Annotated in this window: 17 protein-coding genes; 12 read left to right on the plus strand and 5 right to left on the minus strand. The window is 45.7% G+C overall.

Annotation, left to right across the window (positions count from 1 at the left end):
• Nucleotides 1-87 precede the first annotated feature (87 nt).
• The 8 genes from MKX68_RS22940 to MKX68_RS22975 all read left to right on the plus strand — a co-directional run bounded on the left by MKX68_RS22940 (nucleotide 88) and on the right by MKX68_RS22975 (nucleotide 10,334).
• The gene (locus MKX68_RS22940; protein ID WP_340914152.1) at nucleotides 88-957 is read left to right on the plus strand and encodes a GDSL-type esterase/lipase family protein; all 870 of its coding nucleotides are present in this window, start codon (nucleotides 88-90) and stop codon (nucleotides 955-957) included.
• Nucleotides 958-1,923, plus strand: coding sequence for an ABC transporter ATP-binding protein (locus MKX68_RS22945; protein ID WP_340914153.1), 966 nt, complete (start codon nucleotides 958-960; stop codon nucleotides 1,921-1,923).
• Nucleotides 1,916-2,905: an ABC transporter permease gene (locus tag MKX68_RS22950; RefSeq protein ID WP_211084733.1), complete on the plus strand. Its 990-nt coding sequence runs from the start codon at nucleotides 1,916-1,918 to the stop codon at nucleotides 2,903-2,905. Before MKX68_RS22945 ends, MKX68_RS22950 begins: the two co-directional genes overlap by 8 nt.
• A gap of 76 nt (nucleotides 2,906-2,981) precedes the next feature.
• Nucleotides 2,982-4,961, plus strand: coding sequence for a DNA topoisomerase IV subunit B (gene parE / locus MKX68_RS22955; RefSeq protein WP_339783052.1), 1,980 nt, complete (start codon nucleotides 2,982-2,984; stop codon nucleotides 4,959-4,961).
• Between the two features lie 12 nt (nucleotides 4,962-4,973).
• Nucleotides 4,974-7,436: a DNA gyrase subunit A gene (gene gyrA, locus MKX68_RS22960; RefSeq protein ID WP_249912271.1), complete on the plus strand. Its 2,463-nt coding sequence runs from the start codon at nucleotides 4,974-4,976 to the stop codon at nucleotides 7,434-7,436.
• Nucleotides 7,437-7,664: 228 nt separating this feature from the next.
• Nucleotides 7,665-8,105, plus strand: coding sequence for a MarR family winged helix-turn-helix transcriptional regulator (locus MKX68_RS22965; RefSeq protein WP_124116267.1), 441 nt, complete (start codon nucleotides 7,665-7,667; stop codon nucleotides 8,103-8,105).
• Between the two features lie 274 nt (nucleotides 8,106-8,379).
• On the plus strand, nucleotides 8,380-8,826 hold the full coding sequence (locus MKX68_RS22970) for a MarR family winged helix-turn-helix transcriptional regulator (protein WP_036613308.1): 447 nt from the start codon (nucleotides 8,380-8,382) through the stop codon (nucleotides 8,824-8,826).
• Nucleotides 8,823-10,334 carry a DHA2 family efflux MFS transporter permease subunit gene (locus MKX68_RS22975; RefSeq protein WP_340914154.1) on the plus strand — a complete coding sequence of 504 codons (1,512 nt, stop codon included), beginning with the start codon at nucleotides 8,823-8,825 and terminating at the stop codon, nucleotides 10,332-10,334. The genes MKX68_RS22970 and MKX68_RS22975 overlap by 4 nt, the downstream gene beginning before the upstream one ends.
• A 106-nt stretch (nucleotides 10,335-10,440) precedes the next feature.
• Here MKX68_RS22975 and MKX68_RS22980 read toward each other — a convergent pair whose 3' ends face one another.
• From MKX68_RS22980 to MKX68_RS22990, 3 genes are all read right to left on the minus strand, one after another.
• On the minus strand, nucleotides 10,441-10,785 hold the full coding sequence (locus MKX68_RS22980; RefSeq protein WP_036613313.1) for an MGMT family protein: 345 nt from the start codon (nucleotides 10,783-10,785) through the stop codon (nucleotides 10,441-10,443).
• Between the two features lie 300 nt (nucleotides 10,786-11,085).
• Entirely contained in the window at nucleotides 11,086-11,817 is a 732-nt protein-coding gene (locus MKX68_RS22985; RefSeq protein WP_340914155.1) for an RluA family pseudouridine synthase, read from the minus strand.
• 2 nt (nucleotides 11,818-11,819) lie between these two features.
• Nucleotides 11,820-12,683 carry a class I SAM-dependent methyltransferase gene (locus tag MKX68_RS22990; RefSeq protein WP_340914156.1) on the minus strand — a complete coding sequence of 288 codons (864 nt, stop codon included), beginning with the start codon at nucleotides 12,681-12,683 and terminating at the stop codon, nucleotides 11,820-11,822.
• Between the two features lie 293 nt (nucleotides 12,684-12,976).
• Here MKX68_RS22990 and MKX68_RS22995 point away from each other — a divergent pair, with 293 nt between their 5' ends.
• The 3 genes from MKX68_RS22995 to MKX68_RS23005 are packed head-to-tail and all read left to right on the plus strand — an operon-like array spanning nucleotide 12,977 to nucleotide 14,860.
• Nucleotides 12,977-13,429 (plus strand): flavodoxin, encoded by a 453-nt coding sequence (locus tag MKX68_RS22995; protein ID WP_017687802.1) that lies wholly within the window; start codon nucleotides 12,977-12,979, stop codon nucleotides 13,427-13,429.
• A gap of 5 nt (nucleotides 13,430-13,434) precedes the next feature.
• Nucleotides 13,435-14,241 (plus strand): hypothetical protein, encoded by an 807-nt coding sequence (locus tag MKX68_RS23000; RefSeq protein ID WP_074095589.1) that lies wholly within the window; start codon nucleotides 13,435-13,437, stop codon nucleotides 14,239-14,241.
• 52 nt (nucleotides 14,242-14,293) lie between these two features.
• Complete coding sequence (locus MKX68_RS23005; RefSeq protein ID WP_340914157.1) at nucleotides 14,294-14,860, plus strand: nitroreductase family protein; 567 nt, start codon at nucleotides 14,294-14,296, stop codon at nucleotides 14,858-14,860.
• A 19-nt stretch (nucleotides 14,861-14,879) separates the two neighbouring features.
• Here MKX68_RS23005 and MKX68_RS23010 read toward each other — a convergent pair whose 3' ends face one another.
• Both MKX68_RS23010 and MKX68_RS23015 read right to left on the minus strand, forming a co-directional pair.
• Nucleotides 14,880-16,337, minus strand: a complete 1,458-nt coding sequence (locus MKX68_RS23010; protein ID WP_340914158.1) for a 4-hydroxyphenylacetate 3-hydroxylase family protein — start codon at nucleotides 16,335-16,337, stop codon at nucleotides 14,880-14,882.
• 202 nt (nucleotides 16,338-16,539) lie between these two features.
• Nucleotides 16,540-16,692 (minus strand): DUF1540 domain-containing protein, encoded by a 153-nt coding sequence (locus MKX68_RS23015; RefSeq protein WP_076209985.1) that lies wholly within the window; start codon nucleotides 16,690-16,692, stop codon nucleotides 16,540-16,542.
• Between the two features lie 525 nt (nucleotides 16,693-17,217).
• On the opposite strand from MKX68_RS23015, the gene MKX68_RS23020 reads away from it, so the two are divergent.
• Nucleotides 17,218-18,030 carry an AAA family ATPase gene (locus MKX68_RS23020; protein ID WP_339783061.1) on the plus strand — a complete coding sequence of 271 codons (813 nt, stop codon included), beginning with the start codon at nucleotides 17,218-17,220 and terminating at the stop codon, nucleotides 18,028-18,030.
• Nucleotides 18,031-18,095 lie beyond the last annotated feature (65 nt).

Consider the following 18,095-nt stretch of genomic DNA (forward strand, 5'->3'; position numbering starts at 1 on the left):
GGAAGCGGATTTTCAGACACGCCTTAATGTAAAGTCATTATAAATTATTAAGCACCCGGACTGGTGTACATGAGCGGAGATGTGATGATGAAAAAGAAAAAAAGCCTTGATTCAGCACCATGGATCTGGAGAACTGTCAGTACAGTTTCCATCTTGGCAACTTTGTTGTTGTTATTTGGATTTGGATACGCCATAAAAGACGTGATTTTCCCCGAGGGAGATTCCGCATTAACTACAGGCCAGGAGGCAACTGCTCCATCTAAGGATATCGAGGGGGAACCGGCTGTCGTGGAAGATGGCAAGATTCGGATGGCCGTCATCGGCGATTCCTTGGCAAGAGGCACGGGGGATGATGAAGGACTCGGTTTTGTGAGACGTGCAGGAAACCTGCTTAAAGATAAAGGATATGACGTTCAGGTTCTTAATAATCTGGGTGTAAACGGTTTGAGAACAGATGCTTTAATGACAAAACTTGATGAGCAAGGTGTGCGTTACGTCCTGCAGCAGTCCAATTTTATTTTGCTCTCGATTGGCGCAAATGATTTGTTTCAGGGAGGACAAGTTCTACAGGGGGAAGATCCGCCAACAGCAGAGCAGCTGGCAGCGGCTTTGCCGGAAACGTCGAAGCGCCTTCAAGAGATATTGAAGAAAGTCAAAGAAATTAATCCCGATGCACAGATTGCGTACATAGGGTTGTACAATCCATTTGGCGATGTGAAGGAACTGGAGAAGCCGGGTAATGCAGTGGTTGCAGCATGGAACGATGCTGCACTGGCTATTTTGAACAATGAGGACAAGATGACACTGGTCCCTACATTCGATTTATTTGAAAATCATCTGGGGGAGTATCTCTCTTCAGATCATTTCCATCCCAATGGACAAGGTTATGAGCAAATTGCAGTTCGGATTGCACAGGAATTCCAGGCAGATACACCGGCAGAAGGGAGCGGAAATTAAATGGCAGAGCAGCAGTATGATTCCGTCTTGTCTGTACAGCATCTGAAGAAGCGGATCGGACGCAAGTGGATCATTAAGGACGTTACATTTGACGTAAAACCTGGTGAAATCTTTGGATTTCTCGGTCCCAACGGTGCCGGCAAAACAACAACGATACGGATGCTGGTGGATCTGATCAAACCGACAGAAGGGAAAATTAAAGTCTGTGGTTATGATGTGAATCGGGACCCTGAGCGTGCTTTGAAGTATGTAGGCTCCATTGTTGAAAATCCGGAGGTATATACATATCTGACGGGATGGGAGAACCTGGAGCATTTTGCCCGCATGCAACCAGGTGTGGACAACGAGCGCATTCAGGAAGTTGTGGATATTGTGCGTCTGGATCAGCGGATTCACGATAAAGTCAGAACATACTCATTAGGTATGCGCCAACGGCTCGGTATTGCACAAGCGCTGCTTGGGCGACCGCGTCTGCTCATTCTGGATGAACCGACAAATGGCCTTGATCCAAAAGGTATTAAGGAACTTCGCGTCTTTATTAAGCAACTTGCCAGTGAAGGTATGGCTGTATTTGTCAGCAGTCACTTGTTAAGTGAGATCCAGCTTCTCTGTGACAGAGTAGCCATTATCAGTGCTGGACGTGTGCTTGCTGTTGGAGGCGTAAGCGAACTGATTGAAGATCATTCGAAGTTAGCTATATGGCATGTTTCACCACTGGAGCAAGGCAAAACAATGTTGCAGGATGCAGGCATTGCTCTGGTAGGTCGACCTGCGGATGTGATGGATGATACCATTGTTGCAGGCCTTGGTCCCAACGCCGTGGTTGCCGAGATGCATGAAGATCGAATCCCTGATCTGGTGCAGCAGATGGTTCAAGCAGGTATTCAGGTTGAAGGGGTACAGCGGATTCAGCCTACGCTCGAACAACTATTCTTAAAAATGACAGAAGGTGAATCCATTGAGTAATATCATGCCTCTGATCCGCAATGAAACGATTAAGATGGTGAAGAAAAAACGGCTTTATATTATATTTATTGTACTTGCGGTCCTCGTACCGATGTTTACGTATGCCCAGATGAAATCTGCGGAGAATAATCGTGACAAGTTTGGTGGCGATTGGCGGCTTGAACTGCAACAGGCCATCACAGACAATCAAAATTCGCTCGGTAGCGATCGGGTACCTGAAGAGTACAAAAAATATAGAACAGTATATATCCAGCAGATGCAGTATTATCTTGAGAATGACATCAATCCCAAAGAACCGGGCGGTGTCACCTTTACGCGGGAGTTCATGAACAACGCAGTTGGATTGTTTATTCCACTGTTAATCATGGCTATTGCTTCAGATCTTGTTTCCGGTGAACGTACGACAGGTACGATTAAAATGCTTTTAACGCGTCCGGTTAGACGCTGGAAAGTGCTTCTGAGTAAATTAATTACGCTGATTATGTTTGTTTCGATCATAGTGGTATCAGCCTACATTATATGTTATGTCATATCGGGTGCGGTCTTTGGTTATAAAGGCTTCAACATGCCAATCTTCACAGGATTCAAAGTTGTGGGAACAGATGTCGATATGTCGGCAGTGCATGCTGTAGACCAGTGGCTGTATATGCTTATGCAGGCAGGACTAATCTGGTTTGTGAGTGTAATTGTGGCTATGCTTGCATTTATGGTATCCGTACTTGTGCGAAGTACAGCTGCAAGTATCGTTATCATGATGGCCGCTCTGATTGCAGGAACAATCTTGACCAGTATGGCTGCATCCTGGCAGACAGCGAAATATCTGTTCATGGTTAACCTCGAACTTCCTGATTATTTGTCAGGCGGATTACCGCCAATCGAGGGTATGAATTTAGGTTTTTCCCTTATTGTGCTTAGTGTTTGGGGCATTGCTTCACTCATTGTGTCATTCCTTGTCTTTACGAAACGGGATATCTTGAATTAAAATGGACAAGGATAAGAAAACATCTGTTTGCATTTTAGGCATTTTTTTAGTTGCAAGTTAAGAAGGGGGAGCATGAATGGTCGAGCAAATCGATATGTCGGCAGGTTCGACAGGCGGAGGACAGGGGTCTTCAGGCTACGACGCGGACGACATTCAAGTACTTGAAGGGTTGGTAGCGGTACGGAAACGGCCGGGGATGTACATCGGCAGCACCAGCACTTCGGGTCTACATCATTTGGTATGGGAAATTGTCGACAACGCTGTCGACGAACACCTCGCCAAATTCTGCTCCAAAATCGATATCACGCTGCATAAGGACGGTTCTATTACGGTTCAGGATAACGGAAGGGGAATTCCGACAGGTATACATAAAACAGGGATTCCTACTCCCCAGGTCGTGTTTACGATTTTGCACGCAGGCGGAAAGTTCGGTGGATCAGGATACAAAAAATCAGGCGGTTTGCACGGTGTAGGTGCGTCAGTTACAAACGCATTGTCCGAGTGGCTTGAAGTCGAGATTTTCCGTGATGGCAAGATTCATCGTCAGCGATTCGAGTATTGGAAGGACAAAAAAGGGATTGAACATGTCGGTGAACCGGTCTCCGGTCTCGAAGTGTTGGGCAATACCAATCGGACAGGTACAAAAGTTACATTTAAACCGGATATTCGGGTGTTCCAGAACGGCATTCAATTTAATTATGATACATTGGCAGAACGCCTTCAGGAGATTGCTTTTCTGAATTCAGGTCTGAGAATTGTGCTCAAGGACGAACGTTCCGGCAATCAGGATGAATACATGTATGAAGGCGGAGCAAGCCAGTTTGTTGCTTTTCTGAACGAAAATAAAGATGTGTTGCATGATGTTATTCACTTCTATGCGGAGAAGGATGACATTGAAGTCGAAGTGGCAATCCAGTATAACGCGGGTTATACGGAAACACTGGCTTCGTTCGTGAACTCGATCCCTACTCGGGGTGGTGGTACTCATGAGACCGGATTCAGGGCTGCGTATACCCGTGTAATGAATGATTACGCACGGCGTACCAGCATGATTAAGGAAAAAGACAAAAACCTCGAAGGTAATGACCTGCGTGAAGGTATGATGGCCGTCATCAGTGTCAAAATGTCAGAGGTTGAGTTCGTGGGGCAGACAAAGGATCAGCTCGGCAGCGCTTCCGCTCGAAGTGCAGTGGATTCGGTCGTGTCCGAAAATATTCAAAGGTTCCTGGAAGAAAACCCGCAGGTAGCTCAAACGTTAATTCGCAAAGCGGTTCAAGCCTCCAGAGCCAGAGAAGCAGCTCGCAAAGCACGTGATGATATGCGCACAGGCAAGAAACGCAGTGAAAGTTCCAACCTGAACGGCAAACTGACGCCGGCGCAATCAAAGGATTTTACCCGCAATGAGTTATTTATTGTCGAAGGGGATTCCGCAGGTGGTTCTGCCAAACAGGGACGCGACTCGAAGATTCAGGCTATTTTGCCCCTCAAGGGAAAACCGCTCAATCCGGAAAAATCAAAGCTGGCCGACATTCTCAAAAATGAAGAATACCGTGCGATTACAGCAGCGATCGGTGCGGGCATAGGAACCGAATTTGCAGTTGAAGACAGCAATTATTCCAAAATTATCATTATGACCGATGCGGATACGGACGGCGCACATATTCAGGTGCTGCTGTTAACCTTCTTTTATCGTTATATGAAGCCTTTAATTGATGCAGGCAAAGTATATATTGCTCAGCCGCCATTGTACAAACTTACTCGTAAGTCTGGTAAGCTCGCGACTGTTCGATATGCATGGACGGATGAAGAACTGGCGAATTATATGAAGGAATTCGGTAATAATGTTGAGCTTCAACGTTATAAAGGTCTTGGTGAGATGAATCCGGATCAACTGTGGGAGACAACAATGAATCCGGAAACTCGTGCGATGCTGAAGGTACAGATTGTTGATGCAGCAAAAGCAGAACGTCGTGTATCTACGCTCATGGGTGATAAGGTTGATCCGCGGAAACGCTGGATTGTAGAGAACGTCGACTTTACAGAGTACGAAGAATAGAAGGTGCTTGGAATGAGTCCATCAGAACAATTTATGCCGGCCTTTCTCGAAGAGGTCGTTGGGGACCGTTTCGGTCGCTACTCCAAATATATTATTCAGGATCGAGCCATTCCGGATGTCCGGGATGGGTTGAAGCCAGTACAACGGCGTATTCTGTACGCCATGTACGATTCAGGTAATACGCCTGACAAGACTTACCGCAAGTCTGCCAAAACCGTTGGGGACGTAATGGGTAATTATCATCCACATGGTGACTCCTCCATCTATGAGGGTATGGTGCGGATGGCTCAGCCTTGGAAAATGGGCCATATGCTCGTGGACGGTCATGGTAACTGGGGATCACAGGATGATGACCCGGCAGCGGCGATGCGGTATACGGAGGCCCGTTTGTCGCCCATCGCAATGGAGATGCTTCGCGATATCGAGAAACGGACGGTGCTGTTTAAGGATAATTTTGATAATACGGCCAAAGAACCGGTTGTATTGCCATCCCGTTATCCGAACTTGCTGGTTAATGGCGTCAGCGGTATTTCCTCGGGCTTTGCAACCGAGATTCCTACACATAATCTGCGTGAGGTCATTGATGCTTCCATCGCTGTGATGGAGAAACCGTCGATTGAGCTGGACGAGATCATGATGTTTATGAAGGGTCCTGACTTTCCAACAGGCGGATTGATAATGGGCGGTGACGGCATTCTGGATGCCTATCGCACAGGTAAAGGACGGATCTATATCCGGTCCAAAACCGAGATTGAAAACATGCGCGGTGGCAAACAGCAAATCGTCATTACCGAGATCCCTTATCAGGTCGTGAAGTCTCGTCTGGTTACAGCGATGGAGAACATCCGACTTGAGAAGAAGGTTGAAGGTATTGCCGAAGTGCGTGATGAGAGTGGACGTGAAGGTCTGCGAATCGTGGTTGAGCTGAAAAAAGAAGCGGACGCACAAGGTATTTTGGCTTATTTGCTGAAGAAAACCGACCTGCAGGTCACCTATAATTTCAATATGGTGGCGATTGTGAATAAAGCACCTCACCAATTAGGATTGAAATCGATCCTCGAGGCTTACATTGCCCATCAGCGGGAAGTTGTAACATTCCGTACCCGGTTTGAGCTGGAGAAGGCGCAAGACCGTGCGCATGTGCTCGAGGGCTTGGTAAAAGCACTTAACATCCTTGATGAGGTCATTGCGGCCATCAAAGCGTCGAAGAACCGTCAAGATGCTCAAAATAACCTGATGTGGATGTTTGGATTCACGGAACGCCAAGCGGATTCCATCCTTACTTTGCAATTGTACCGTTTGACTAATCTGGAGATCAATTCTCTGGAGAAGGAACTCGGTGAACTGATGAAGAAGATTGCACAACTACAATCCATTCTGGATAGTGACCGCAAGCTCATCGGAGTCATCCGCAAAGAATTGATGGAGATTCGTGAGAAATACGGCATAGACCGTCGTTCCGCGATCCAGGGTGAAGTGGAAGAACTCAAGGTTAATCTCGAAGTGCTTGTCAATGCGGAAGATGTATTTGTTACATTATCCAAAGAGGGATACGTGAAACGTACAGGCATGCAGTCCTTTACACGTTCAGGTGGTGAACGGAGCGGAAGTGGAGTAAAAGATGGCGATTATATCGCTCAGGTTTTGGAAGTAAATACGCTTGAGAACTTGCTTGTCTTTACGAGGAAAGGTCAGTACTTCCTGTTACCTGTTCACCAGGTACCTGAATTCAAGTGGAAAGATCCAGGCACAGCCATTGTGAATGTCATTCCCCTTGCGAAAGATGACCGTATTGCCAGTGTGCTTGCTGTGAAATCCTTTGAAGAGCCAAACCACAGTCTGGTTTTCGTTACGCGAAGAGGACAGGTGAAACGAACGGAACTGAAGGATTACGTTACCAAGCGTTCCGGTGCAGTTGCGGCTTGTAAAGTGGGCAAGGACGATGAAGTGTTATCTGTACATCTAAGTACAGGTGGTCAAGATATTATGTTGATTACAAAAGAAGCCATGGCGATTCGTTTCCGAGAGGATGAGGTTAATCCAATGGGACGTGTATCCGGTGGTGTTCGTGGTATTCAGTTAAGAGATACAGATGAAGTTGTATCTGCCCTATGGGTAGAAGGAGATGAAGGTGAAGTTGCCGTGTTGTCCGATTTGGGATATGGTAAACGTTCATTACTCCTGGATTATGCTATCCAGAGCCGTGGAGGCAAGGGGCTTGCCACATTCGAGTTCAAGGAAGGCAAACGTGTGAAACCGAATGGCAGCCGTATTGTTGGAGCGTTTTATTGCAAAGAGCAACGTAAGATCACTGTAATGACCAAGGAAGGCCAAGTGCATCCGATCTCTTCGGAAGGTGTTCCGATTACTGAGCGCAAACATATTGGCAAACTGATCGTTCCTGTGGATAAACAGGACGAGATCGTTGAACTTCTGAGGGACTTCAATGAGAATCAACCAGCATCATCTTCATAAAATCAAACAAACGAGACTTTTCGCAGAACAGCTAATCCTGTCATGCGAGGAGTCTTTTTTTGTTGTTCGAAGGCGGATTAGAAGAGGTCATTCATGCGAAGTTTAACAACCTTCGTCGATTACGGTCGATCGCTAGGAAATTGAAAAAAGGCAGCAGGAATGCGGCTTTGGAGCGCGAAAACTTAAGCAGGTGAAGTGATAACCGGTTGCAGAGAGGAGCGATGGAAGATGTATAATTCCGATTTTGCCAAGTGCTGGTCCAGGTTAACCAAAGATTATAAATTGCATATGGATCAAGAGCTGGCACCCTCATTAACGGAGGCTCAGCTGGCTGTTCTGGAGGTACTTGAAGATCATCAGAAGATGAAACCTTCGGATCTGATTCCTTATCTGGCGACTACGCCAGCTGCTGTAACCATGCTGCTTGATCGGATGGAGAAGAATGATCTGATTCGCAGGAATCGGGATAATCAGGATCGACGCATTGTGTGGGTATCTCTGTCAGAAAAAGGAAGAATGGAGACAGAGCGGGGAATCACCATCCGTAATGAATTCATGAACTCTGTTCTCAGTAACATTTCGATGCACAATCAACAATTGCTGGTATATCTCTTAGGCAAAATGACAACACCGAAGACCAAAGAGCCTGCCTTATCTACTTCGGTATGATACCATGCTGATTCTTCTGAATAACCATAGGAGTGCCTGCTCGTTTCATGCAGGAACCCTATGGTTATTTTATTTACAAATTACATATGATACACACTGTGTCCAGGTTAGTTGAGTAAGACATGGATGTAACACAGTTAGTATGTCCTGATATTATTTTTGTGAATTCATATGTAAAGAGTTGACTATGTAAATATTTTTGTTATAATAAATAATTGTTCCCCTGATATTTCGTGTACGAAATATTATATTCCAAAAGTAAAAGGGTGAAACAATGACTGATACGTATGAAGTATTCTATATTATTAATTCGTTCCGCCAAGTGAATCAAATGCTTTTTCGAGCATTTTGGAATGAAAACAAGGAGATCGAGCTGACTTCGATCCAGTTTATGGTGTTATCCATCCTGAGGGAACGTCCTTCCATTGGCATCAATGAAGTGGCTGAGCTATGCCATATGGGCAGCAGTTCCATGAGCGCTGTTGTGGAGCGACTGGTCAAAGGCGAGTATATCGTTCGCACACGTTCGGATGCTGACCGCCGATCCGTTAAGCTTCAGATTACGGACAAAGGGGAACAGGCCCAACAGGAAACGCACCATTTGTGGATGGAAAGAGTGTCACCCATTCTGGATATATCGAAGGAAGACCTTGAGCACCTACTTAGAATTCATAGTCAAATGATTGAAAAGTTAGAAGGAAGAGAGATGAACAACATATGAGTACGACTACTGCTGCAGCTCCATCCTCAGCGATGGACAACATCAAGAAAGGCCCGATTGTAGCGGCATTGTTAATTGGTGCCTTTGTGGCATTCCTGAACCAAACCCTGATGAACGTAGCGCTTCCTAAAATTATGGAAGACCTCGCGATCAATGCAAACAAAGCCCAATGGTTAACTACGGGTTATATGCTCGTCAACGGTGTACTGATTCCGGTTACGGCATATCTGATTGCCAAATTTTCAACACGTCAAATTTTCATTACAGCCATGACTCTATTTACCTTAGGTACATTAGTCTGTGGTCTTAGTCCAACCTTCACCATTCTGATGGTAGGTCGTGTTATTCAAGCGGCAGGTGCAGGTATCCTGATGCCTCTGATGACCGTTGTTTTCCTGACCATCTTCCCAATCGAGAAACGCGGTCAGGCCATGGGAACTATGGGGATCGCGATGATTCTGGCTCCTGCAATTGGGCCTACACTTTCAGGTTATGTAGTTGAGCATTATTCCTGGAGATTGTTGTTCTACATCATCTTGCCATTCTCTATTATTGCAACGGCAATTGGTATTGCTTTTGTCAAAAACGTAACACGTCAATCCAGACCTAAACTGGATTATCCAGGCGTTATTTTATCTACACTTGGTTTTGGTAGTTTGCTCTACGGATTCAGTGATGCGGGTACCGATGGATGGGGCAGTGCAATTGTCATTGGATGTCTCGTCGTAGGTGCGATATCCCTGATACTGTTCGTTATTCGTCAACTGACAACAGATCATCCGCTCCTTGAGTTCCGTATTTTCAAGTACAACATGTATACATTAACAACGATTATCAATATGCTCGTGACAATGGCAATGTTTGCAGGTATGATCCTGCTTCCTATTTTCCTGCAAAACATTCGTGGATTCTCACCGATTGAATCAGGACTTCTGATGATGCCTGGTGCGATATTGATGGGGATTATGTCCCCAATTACAGGTCGCATATTTGATAAAGTGGGCGCACGCTGGCTTTCGGTTGCAGGTCTTGCCATTACGGCAATTACAACTTTTGGACTGAGTCGTCTGGCAATCGATACTACCTACGGCTACATGATGTTTATCTACACGGCTCGTATGTTCGGTATGTCGATGCTGATGATGCCGATCCAGACAGCAGGTCTGAATCAACTGCCTCAACGTCTGAACGCACATGGTACAGCGATGTCCAATACATTGCGTACAGTTGCCGGTGCGATCGGTACAGCCATTCTGGTTACTATCATGAGTAGTAAGCTCAAAACACATCTGGCGGATGCAGTTGCTGCGGGTCAGGTTAATCCGAATGATAAAACAGCGATGATAGCTGCTACAGCAGATGCAACGATTTACGGTGTTAACTATGCATTCATCGTGGCTACCGGAATGACCGTGGTTGCTTTGATCATGGCGTTCTTTATTCGGAAAACAAAACCGGCTGTTGAACCTGTTACTGTAGAACAGGAAAAAGCGACGGCTACAGCATAACGAATATCAGATAAAACCAAAAAGAGAACTCTAGCAGTCGAAGGGGTAACCCTAACTGCCTGAGTTCTCTTTTTTTGGTGTGTGCGATAGGATGAGAGTACTTTTATTATTCGGGCTGGATCGTTGGATCGATAAGAAATACAGGATCAGGCTCATGACCGAACTGCTTGAGATTAATGGTTCCGTTCAGTTGAAACTCCACACCTTCGCTAATCAGTTCTGTTTCCTGCATCATGCGCGAGTGTTCGTCCGGTATGGAGATTTCGCCTTTTGCATTGACGACACGGTGCCAGGGCAGACGTTCCTTGCGGCTCATCGAGTGCAGGATTCGCACGACTTGTCTCGCGGCTCTTGGACTACCGGCATGGGCTGCAATCTGACCGTAAGTCATCACTTTACCTTCGGGAATCGCCGCGATGATCGCAACGACTTGTTTCGTAAACGGGGTCATCATGATGTCTCCTCTCTGTATTTTAGGTATATAGCTGAAAATATGAAAAAACGTGTCGTTCAGATACAGAATCTGAACGACACGTTGTATGGACAGATGTAACCTGATCCTGTGCACTTATAGAGGTTTTTTAAAAACACCACTTTTGATTACAAAGGATGCCTATCGGCATCATCAGCATCGAATATGGCATTCAGCCGAAATGTCCGTTGCTCACGTAGCTTTCCTACGCTCCGCTACTCCATTTCTAGCTTCATCCCATCTTATAGGTACTGAACACCAGTCTTTTTGAACACGTATTTATTGAGGTTGTCCAAAAGCTTTTTGGTACACGGCAGCTGGCCATTCTGCCCAGGGGAATTCTCTTGCAGGCAAAGATTGCAGAATAACTTCTTCCTTAGTAACTGGATGAGGAAAAGCAGCAATCGCCGACCATAGAGCAATCTGTTGCCCGGGTTTATTCACGCTTGCGCCGTACTTCTGATCCCCGTACAGGGGGCAGCCGATTTCTTTCATTTGCACCCGAATCTGATGAGATCTGCCGGTGTGCAGTTCGATATGGACGAGGCTGTAACGGTCTGTCTCACCGATAACACGGTAATCCAGAACGGCATCCTTACCGCCAACCGTACCTTTAGGTACAACAGTAACGGTATTTGTACGTGCATCTTTCAGCAGGGTGTGTTTTAACGTCCCCTGCTGTGCAGGCAACTTGCCATGTACAACAGCCGCATATATTTTACGGAAATGGCGTCCCCGCACAGTCTCGGACAATCTCGAAGCCGCTTTGGAAGTCTTGGCAAAAATCATTGCCCCTCCAACAGGACGATCAAGTCGGTGTACTAACCCGAGATAAACATTGCCAGGTTTGTTGTATCGTTCTTTCAGATCCTGCTTCAGCAATGTAAGCAAATCCGGATCACCTGATGCATCTTCCTGGGTAGGTACATTGACCGGCTTCGTAATACCTAACAGATGGTTGTCTTCGAACAGAATCGGAATTGCATCGTGATCATGCCGATGTTCTGACATGATTAAGACTCCCAACGGCCCAGAATACCACAAGGCAGATCCAGACCACTACGTGTGATTGGCAGACCAATTTCACCTGCAGTAATGTCACCACCGTACTGAGCAGACATGGTCATGGTCAACATGTTGCGCAGAACCGTAGAGGAAATGCCTGTAGTGTAGGAGTTAACCAGCATGAATAATGGATTATCCGACAAGATCGTCATACATGACTTCAAGAAAGGATATAGGTTCTCTTCCAGTTTCCATGTCTCTCCATTAGGGCCACGGCCATAAGAAGGAGGGTCCATAATAATGGCGTCGTAACGATTTCCGCGACGTTGTTCCCGTTGTACGAATTTGAAAACATCATCTGTAATAAAACGAACAGGGCGATCAGCCAGTCCGGATAATTGAACATTTTCCTTGGCCCATTGAACCATGCCTTTAGCAGCATCCACATGCACAACAGAAGCGCCTGCGTAAGCAGCGGCTACCGTTGCTCCGCCTGTATAGGCAAACAGGTTCAAGACAGAAATAGGGCGTCCTGCATTAGAGATTTTATCCATCATCCAGCTCCAGTTGGCAGCTTGTTCAGGGAACAGGCCGGTGTGCTTAAAGCTGGTAGGTTTAATATGGAACTTGAGGTTTTCGTAACCGATCGTCCAGCGCTCGGGAATGGGCTTTTTCATATTCCAGTTACCGCCACCGGAAGAGCTGCGATGATAGTGACCATGCACCTGACGCCATTCATTGGTTTCTTGCTCAAGGGGCCAGATAATCTGTGGATCGGGTCTGCGTAAAATCACATCTCCCCAACGCTCCAGTTTCTCGCCGCCTCCTGTATCGATTACTTCATAGTCCTTCCAATTCTTAGCTACGTACATAATGATTTATCCATCCTTCAAAAGTCATTTGGATACTATTGTACAACAAAAAAGGGCTTGTACGCCAGTTGGGGGACGGGATCATTGGAGGAAGCTATTACATCTGACCTTAAAGGATGAAGTATTTTAGCTGTGTTGAAATCCGAGGTGCGCCATATACTGAAAAACAAAGATAACCAAAAATTTAATTTGACAATGATAATCATTATCACATATGATTTTGTTAATCCAAAATTCATTCTTTCTTCATAGAGAGAATATAACATGATCAAATTAAAGTGAGGGAAAAATAGATGGCTAAATTGTTAGTGGCTTATGCGAGCATGACAGGAAATACAGAAGAAATTGCAGAACTGATCGTGGAAGGAATTACACAGGGAGGCCACGAGGCTGACCTGAAATCCGTAACGGATTGTAATGCATCTGATGTATTGGACTATGACGGATTCATGATCGGTGTGTACACCTGGGGAGACGGGGAGTTGCCAGATGAATTCCTTGATTTCTATGAGGAGCTGGATGAACTAGACTTGAGCGGTAAGAGAGCTGCGGTGTTTGGAAGTGGTGACACCTCGTATGAGCAGTTCTGCGGTGCAGTTGATCTCGCGGCTGCCAAGCTGCAAGAGCGTGGGGCGGAGGTATCTCCAGAGATGTTGAAAATTGAATACAGTCCGCTTGAGCAGGAGAAAGAAACATGCCGTGACTTTGGCAAACGCTTCGCTGCTGCCGGATTACAGGTATCCTAAAGATCATGTTAAGACATAATGTTCAGGCAGCGATGCCAGTCGGAAGGAATGACCTTCCTGAACGTCTGCTTGAAGATTACAGATTGGAAGAAATGCTGCGCAGCCCACACCGATTCATCCGCCCTGAACCAGTGTCTGAGCAGCGTCTTCCACTGCAATGGAGGCACCGTGTACAATATGCGGTGAGCCATGCGGTTAATGCCTTTTACAGTCTCGACCCCGATGTTCGCAAAGAGGTACCTGTACAGTATTTACTTGAGAAGTGGTGGCCCAGAAAGACGGATGGTTTCGAATCTGTTCTCCATTACTGGGATGTAAAGAACAAGATTACGGATGAATTGTCACTCGCCATTGCAATGAACGATGATTTGAAGCATCCAGCCATTCTTTTTGAACAGTGGAGAACGGAGTTACCTTCATTATCCATGCATTTATCGATGATATTTCAGGCGGCCTGGCAGCCAGAAGGCTGGGATTCGCTGCTTATTCAGAAATATATGGTTGTCCATGATCCAAACGTAGTTGAGGCGTTTCAGCATATGGTCAGTGCATTCTGCTGGGAAGCCTTCGGAAAATTACCGGGTATGATCGAGATATACTGCTTGTTGGAAGGACGCAAAATCAGGTACATCCCTGGACGCCAGTCTCTGATACGTTCCATGGACTACATTCGCTTGATACGTGACAGCATGCCGCAAGCAGAAGTGGTGGAGTCAGAACAGTTTACGACGCGTGATAAAGCGCGCATACACGAAGAGGTAGATCGCTGGAGAACGGAAGCCATTGAACCGAAGAAAACATGGTTGATGTGAAGGCGATTGAAGGATAACGATATATCATGCAGATAGAGGAGGGGAAGTTGCCATGTCTACCGGTCTAAGTCAAGATATAAGCAGCGGCAAGAGACGTGCAGGAACTTGCGAATTCAGTCCGTTGCCAGTACCCCAGTCGGTTATACGAAAGTTGCTTGATGAAGCAGATCCTTCATTATATGTGATGAGTTCAGAACCCTGGAGGTTTATGTTGTTTGCAGGCGAAGGGCGACAGCTATATCTGGAAGCGGTCAGACAGAGCTATCCACCCCATCTGGCTGATCGCTACGGCGATTGGGCTACATATCAATACACGGAAGCAATCCCTACCCATCTGGTTGTAGTGGCGCCTAGAAATGCCCGTGAGGATGATCTTCTGCCGGCCAAAGCCTGGAGCAAACGTTTTAGTATTCTGGCTGCGGAACAGGGTTTGAATGCGGTCTGGAAGATCAATGATTATCAACAACATCCTGTGTTTATGAATTTGATGGGTTTGAAAAGTGAAGAGAAGGTGCTGGGGGTATTCCATATCGGTTACGGAGACCAGCCTGCATCGCGGGATATGGATGCAAGCAGACCAGCCTCTGAACTGATGACGGTCTATGACCATCTGGTATAAAAATGATTCATTGGTTCTCTTATTTGCTGGTGTTGAATAGAAAATCACGAACGAGCTGACGATTCGTCTGATCTTTGTTGTAGACGGAGAACAACCGATTGGATACCGTAAGGACATTGCCAAAAAAGAATCGTTCGAATTGGGTCTGTCTGCCCCCGAATGATCCAGCCCCAAGCTCCCAGATCAGTCGGAACAGAGCGTTGCGTTCGTGAGAAGCCATATCGTTCCCTTTCAGATATATATTCAGTGAAGGAGCGACATCGGATTGAAACTCTTCTTCCTGAGGGATCATAATCACCCCGCTCGAACCCAAGAGTTGCAAAATTTCAATCATCTCAGGATAAAGTTTCGGAAAAAGGAGATTGGCTGCCATCAATGGTTTGGGTGCAGGTAATACAAATCCTCTTCCGTCTGGTATTGCACCTGCCTCCGCGGCCAAGGCCAATGCTTTTAACGATTCAAGACCTGCGAACACACGTGCAGAGTTCTCTATAACATGTGCTTCCGTATTCAGATCCAGTGTATCCGTGAGAAGCTGGATTGTACCGAGAACAAATTCCGTCTTGGCGATATAACGACACAATACCTGATGACCTGCATGAATATGAAAGTTGCTACCACTGAAGAGACGCGAGGACATTTCCTCACTTCCTGCAAAAAATATCCGTTCATGCGGAACGAGCACCCGGTCAAAGATGACGATATTGTCCATTTCTTCATATCTGGAACTCAGGGGATAATTGGTGTGAGATTCGGCTGCGTAGGTATCCCTGCATACCAGAGTGATTCCCGGAAGATCATTAGGGACAGCAAAAGAGAATGCAAATGGATTTTCGTCATCAAATGGGGCGGGAGAAGGTGACGGATAGACAAAAATCTCATCCGAAGTGGCGGCTTGTGTAGCCATCATGAATGCACCGCTAATAATGAGGCCTTCCTCGGTGCGATCTACGACCTTTGCGGCGATAGCATCCTCAGTAGCATCCAATTGCCCTGAGATTTTGCTGGCATATGGCTGAATGAAGGCATGGGATAACGTGATATCATGATCACGGCAGTACGCATAATAATTTTTGAGATTTTCTGCATATTGGGGAGATAATTCGTTCAGGAGATCGGCACCTGTGTAAAAGGACATTATGGCTGTATTCATGTAATCGGGTGAGCGACCAAGAAAGCCATGATGGACATTTGCCCAGATATTCATCCCTTCCCGTCGTTTACGGAGGTCATCGGCACTCGTTGGAGGCAGGAAGGATATGCCCACAGGTTTGCCGTCTGCCGGGGAGGCATACGTCATCTTTTCCGCAAATTGAGGATCAGATTGCAGATCATACATGTACATCTGAGTTTCCATTAAACCAGCAAATGCTACATGTTCAGAGCGTTTTCCAGTAATAAGGTTACCTTTGTACCAGCAAGGGACGGACTGTGCATCAATTCGTTCGCGATACTGTGTGCCACTTTTAACAGGCATTATTATTCACCTCTTGGTTCTAATCGTTCATGGGCATACTGACTTCTTACGTAGTGTACGTAGGTCATCTGTCCAATGTGCATTGAAGAGGTGAGAAGGATTTTTACAGAATAGGGCTTGATAATAATTATCATTCTTGTTACAATAGACAAAGAAAAAAGGAACCGGTAAGGGCTCCTTTAAGTGGATCACATGAGTTTACTTATTTTACTTCAAAAGTCTTACAGTCTGTTTCAGCAGACTGACTTGCTTCTTTGTTACTGTGACTCACGATGTAGATCGAAGAAGCGTTACATTTGTTCTCTTGAGCCCAGTGACGACAGGAATTAACTTCACACAATACGTCTTTTGCCATGATTGTTAACCTCACTTTAATTAGATTACAGTCGTTGGTATAAAGAATCCGGATATAACAAGTTGCCGCTTGCGAATCTGGAAAATTTTTGCTCTCTCACGAAATTCGGAGGGCTTTTTTGCGTTATACACAACGATGCATATTTAGAATAGCAAATTTTATTGAAGCTTGCAACCAAATGACTTCCTTCTGTGGCAAAATAGTGTACGTGCTGTGGTTATATTTGCAAAAAGGCAGTAGTATGTTATTATTTAATAGTAATAATTACGATTAAAAGTCTAATTGATTCTATATAATTTGAACTAGACATTTACACGAAAACGGAGAGGACAGAAAGAACCTGAAGAAGCGGAGCGTTCGCCTTTATCCCCGGATTTCCCCTCTAGGGAATAATCAAAAAATCTGGGGATAACAGCGATCAGAAGGTTGTTCTGTCATCGAAGTGGTCAGTGTAAATATGCTTTAATTCAACTTATATAACTTGAATCACGGACTGAAACCATAAATGAAGGAGCATGTGTATACATGAGCAAAATGAACCATATGAACCGGATTCCCCGAGCAAAAGGGATCGATATGGCCGCTTTTTACACGCCAAAAGAGTGTAGGCGCAAAGCCCAGCATATTGTATTTTCCGCTGAAAATGAGCGTATCATTAACGAATTCATCACCATTCTGGGCATGAAAGAGAAGTTCAGAGAGCATGATGTATCAATCCCCAACAAAATGGTCATGTTCGGGCCTCCCGGTACAGGGAAAACATTAACGGCATCACATCTGGCGGAGCGCCTTGATCTGCCACTGGTACTCGTGAGATTGGATGCAATCATTCATAGCCATCTTGGGGAGACGGGGAGTAATGTACGCAAGTTATTCGAATATGCACGAATGAATCCCTGTGTGTTATTTCTGGATGAATTTGATGCCATAGGCCGTACGCGTGAGAGCAATGATGAAGTGAAAGAGATGGCGCGTGTCGTCAATACGTTGTTGCAATGTCTGGACGAATTCGATGGGGACAGCATTCTGGTCGCTGCGACGAATCTGGAAACCCAACTGGATCATGCCATCTGGCGGCGTTTTGATACGAAGATGACCTATGGAATGCCTGATGATTCAAGTCGCAGATTGTATATCAGCAAGTTGGTGGGATCATTTGAACAGGAGACCCGGCTGGAAGATTACATATGTGAACGCTTGGCAGGGTGCAGTTATGCGGATATAGAGCAGATTGTTTTGAAAGCAAAGCGAAAAGCGATCATTGCCAGTAGTACACTTCATAAGCAACTGATCTCGGATGCTTACGATGAATACAGGCCACGTGTCTTAGAGTGTTGACAGCTTCCATTTTGGAAAGTTTGGATAAAGCAACAAGGAACAACGTTGAAATAGCCCAGTCTCCT

This window comes from Paenibacillus sp. FSL M8-0212 (assembly GCF_038004645.1).
GTDB lineage: Bacteria > Bacillota > Bacilli > Paenibacillales > Paenibacillaceae > Paenibacillus.

Bases quoted from the DNA above. Each gene is read 5' to 3' on its own strand.
- MKX68_RS22945 (WP_340914153.1), top strand. From the start codon at position 958: ATGGCAGAGCAGCAGTATGATTCCGTCTTGTCTGTACAGCATCTGAAG.
- MKX68_RS22990 (WP_340914156.1), bottom strand. From the start codon at position 12,683: ATGTACGTAGCTAAGAATTGGAAGGACTATGAAGTAATCGATACAGGA.
- gyrA (WP_249912271.1), top strand. From the start codon at position 4,974: ATGAGTCCATCAGAACAATTTATGCCGGCCTTTCTCGAAGAGGTCGTT.
- MKX68_RS22995 (WP_017687802.1), top strand. From the start codon at position 12,977: ATGGCTAAATTGTTAGTGGCTTATGCGAGCATGACAGGAAATACAGAA.
- MKX68_RS23010 (WP_340914158.1), bottom strand. From the start codon at position 16,337: ATGCCTGTTAAAAGTGGCACACAGTATCGCGAACGAATTGATGCACAG.
- MKX68_RS22985 (WP_340914155.1), bottom strand. From the start codon at position 11,817: ATGTCAGAACATCGGCATGATCACGATGCAATTCCGATTCTGTTCGAA.
- MKX68_RS22965 (WP_124116267.1), top strand. From the start codon at position 7,665: ATGTATAATTCCGATTTTGCCAAGTGCTGGTCCAGGTTAACCAAAGAT.
- MKX68_RS22980 (WP_036613313.1), bottom strand. From the start codon at position 10,785: ATGACCCCGTTTACGAAACAAGTCGTTGCGATCATCGCGGCGATTCCC.
- parE (WP_339783052.1), top strand. From the start codon at position 2,982: ATGGTCGAGCAAATCGATATGTCGGCAGGTTCGACAGGCGGAGGACAG.
- MKX68_RS23005 (WP_340914157.1), top strand. From the start codon at position 14,294: ATGTCTACCGGTCTAAGTCAAGATATAAGCAGCGGCAAGAGACGTGCA.
- MKX68_RS22975 (WP_340914154.1), top strand. From the start codon at position 8,823: ATGAGTACGACTACTGCTGCAGCTCCATCCTCAGCGATGGACAACATC.
- MKX68_RS23000 (WP_074095589.1), top strand. From the start codon at position 13,435: ATGTTAAGACATAATGTTCAGGCAGCGATGCCAGTCGGAAGGAATGAC.
- MKX68_RS23020 (WP_339783061.1), top strand. From the start codon at position 17,218: ATGAGCAAAATGAACCATATGAACCGGATTCCCCGAGCAAAAGGGATC.
- MKX68_RS23015 (WP_076209985.1), bottom strand. From the start codon at position 16,692: ATGGCAAAAGACGTATTGTGTGAAGTTAATTCCTGTCGTCACTGGGCT.
- MKX68_RS22970 (WP_036613308.1), top strand. From the start codon at position 8,380: ATGACTGATACGTATGAAGTATTCTATATTATTAATTCGTTCCGCCAA.
- MKX68_RS22940 (WP_340914152.1), top strand. From the start codon at position 88: ATGAAAAAGAAAAAAAGCCTTGATTCAGCACCATGGATCTGGAGAACT.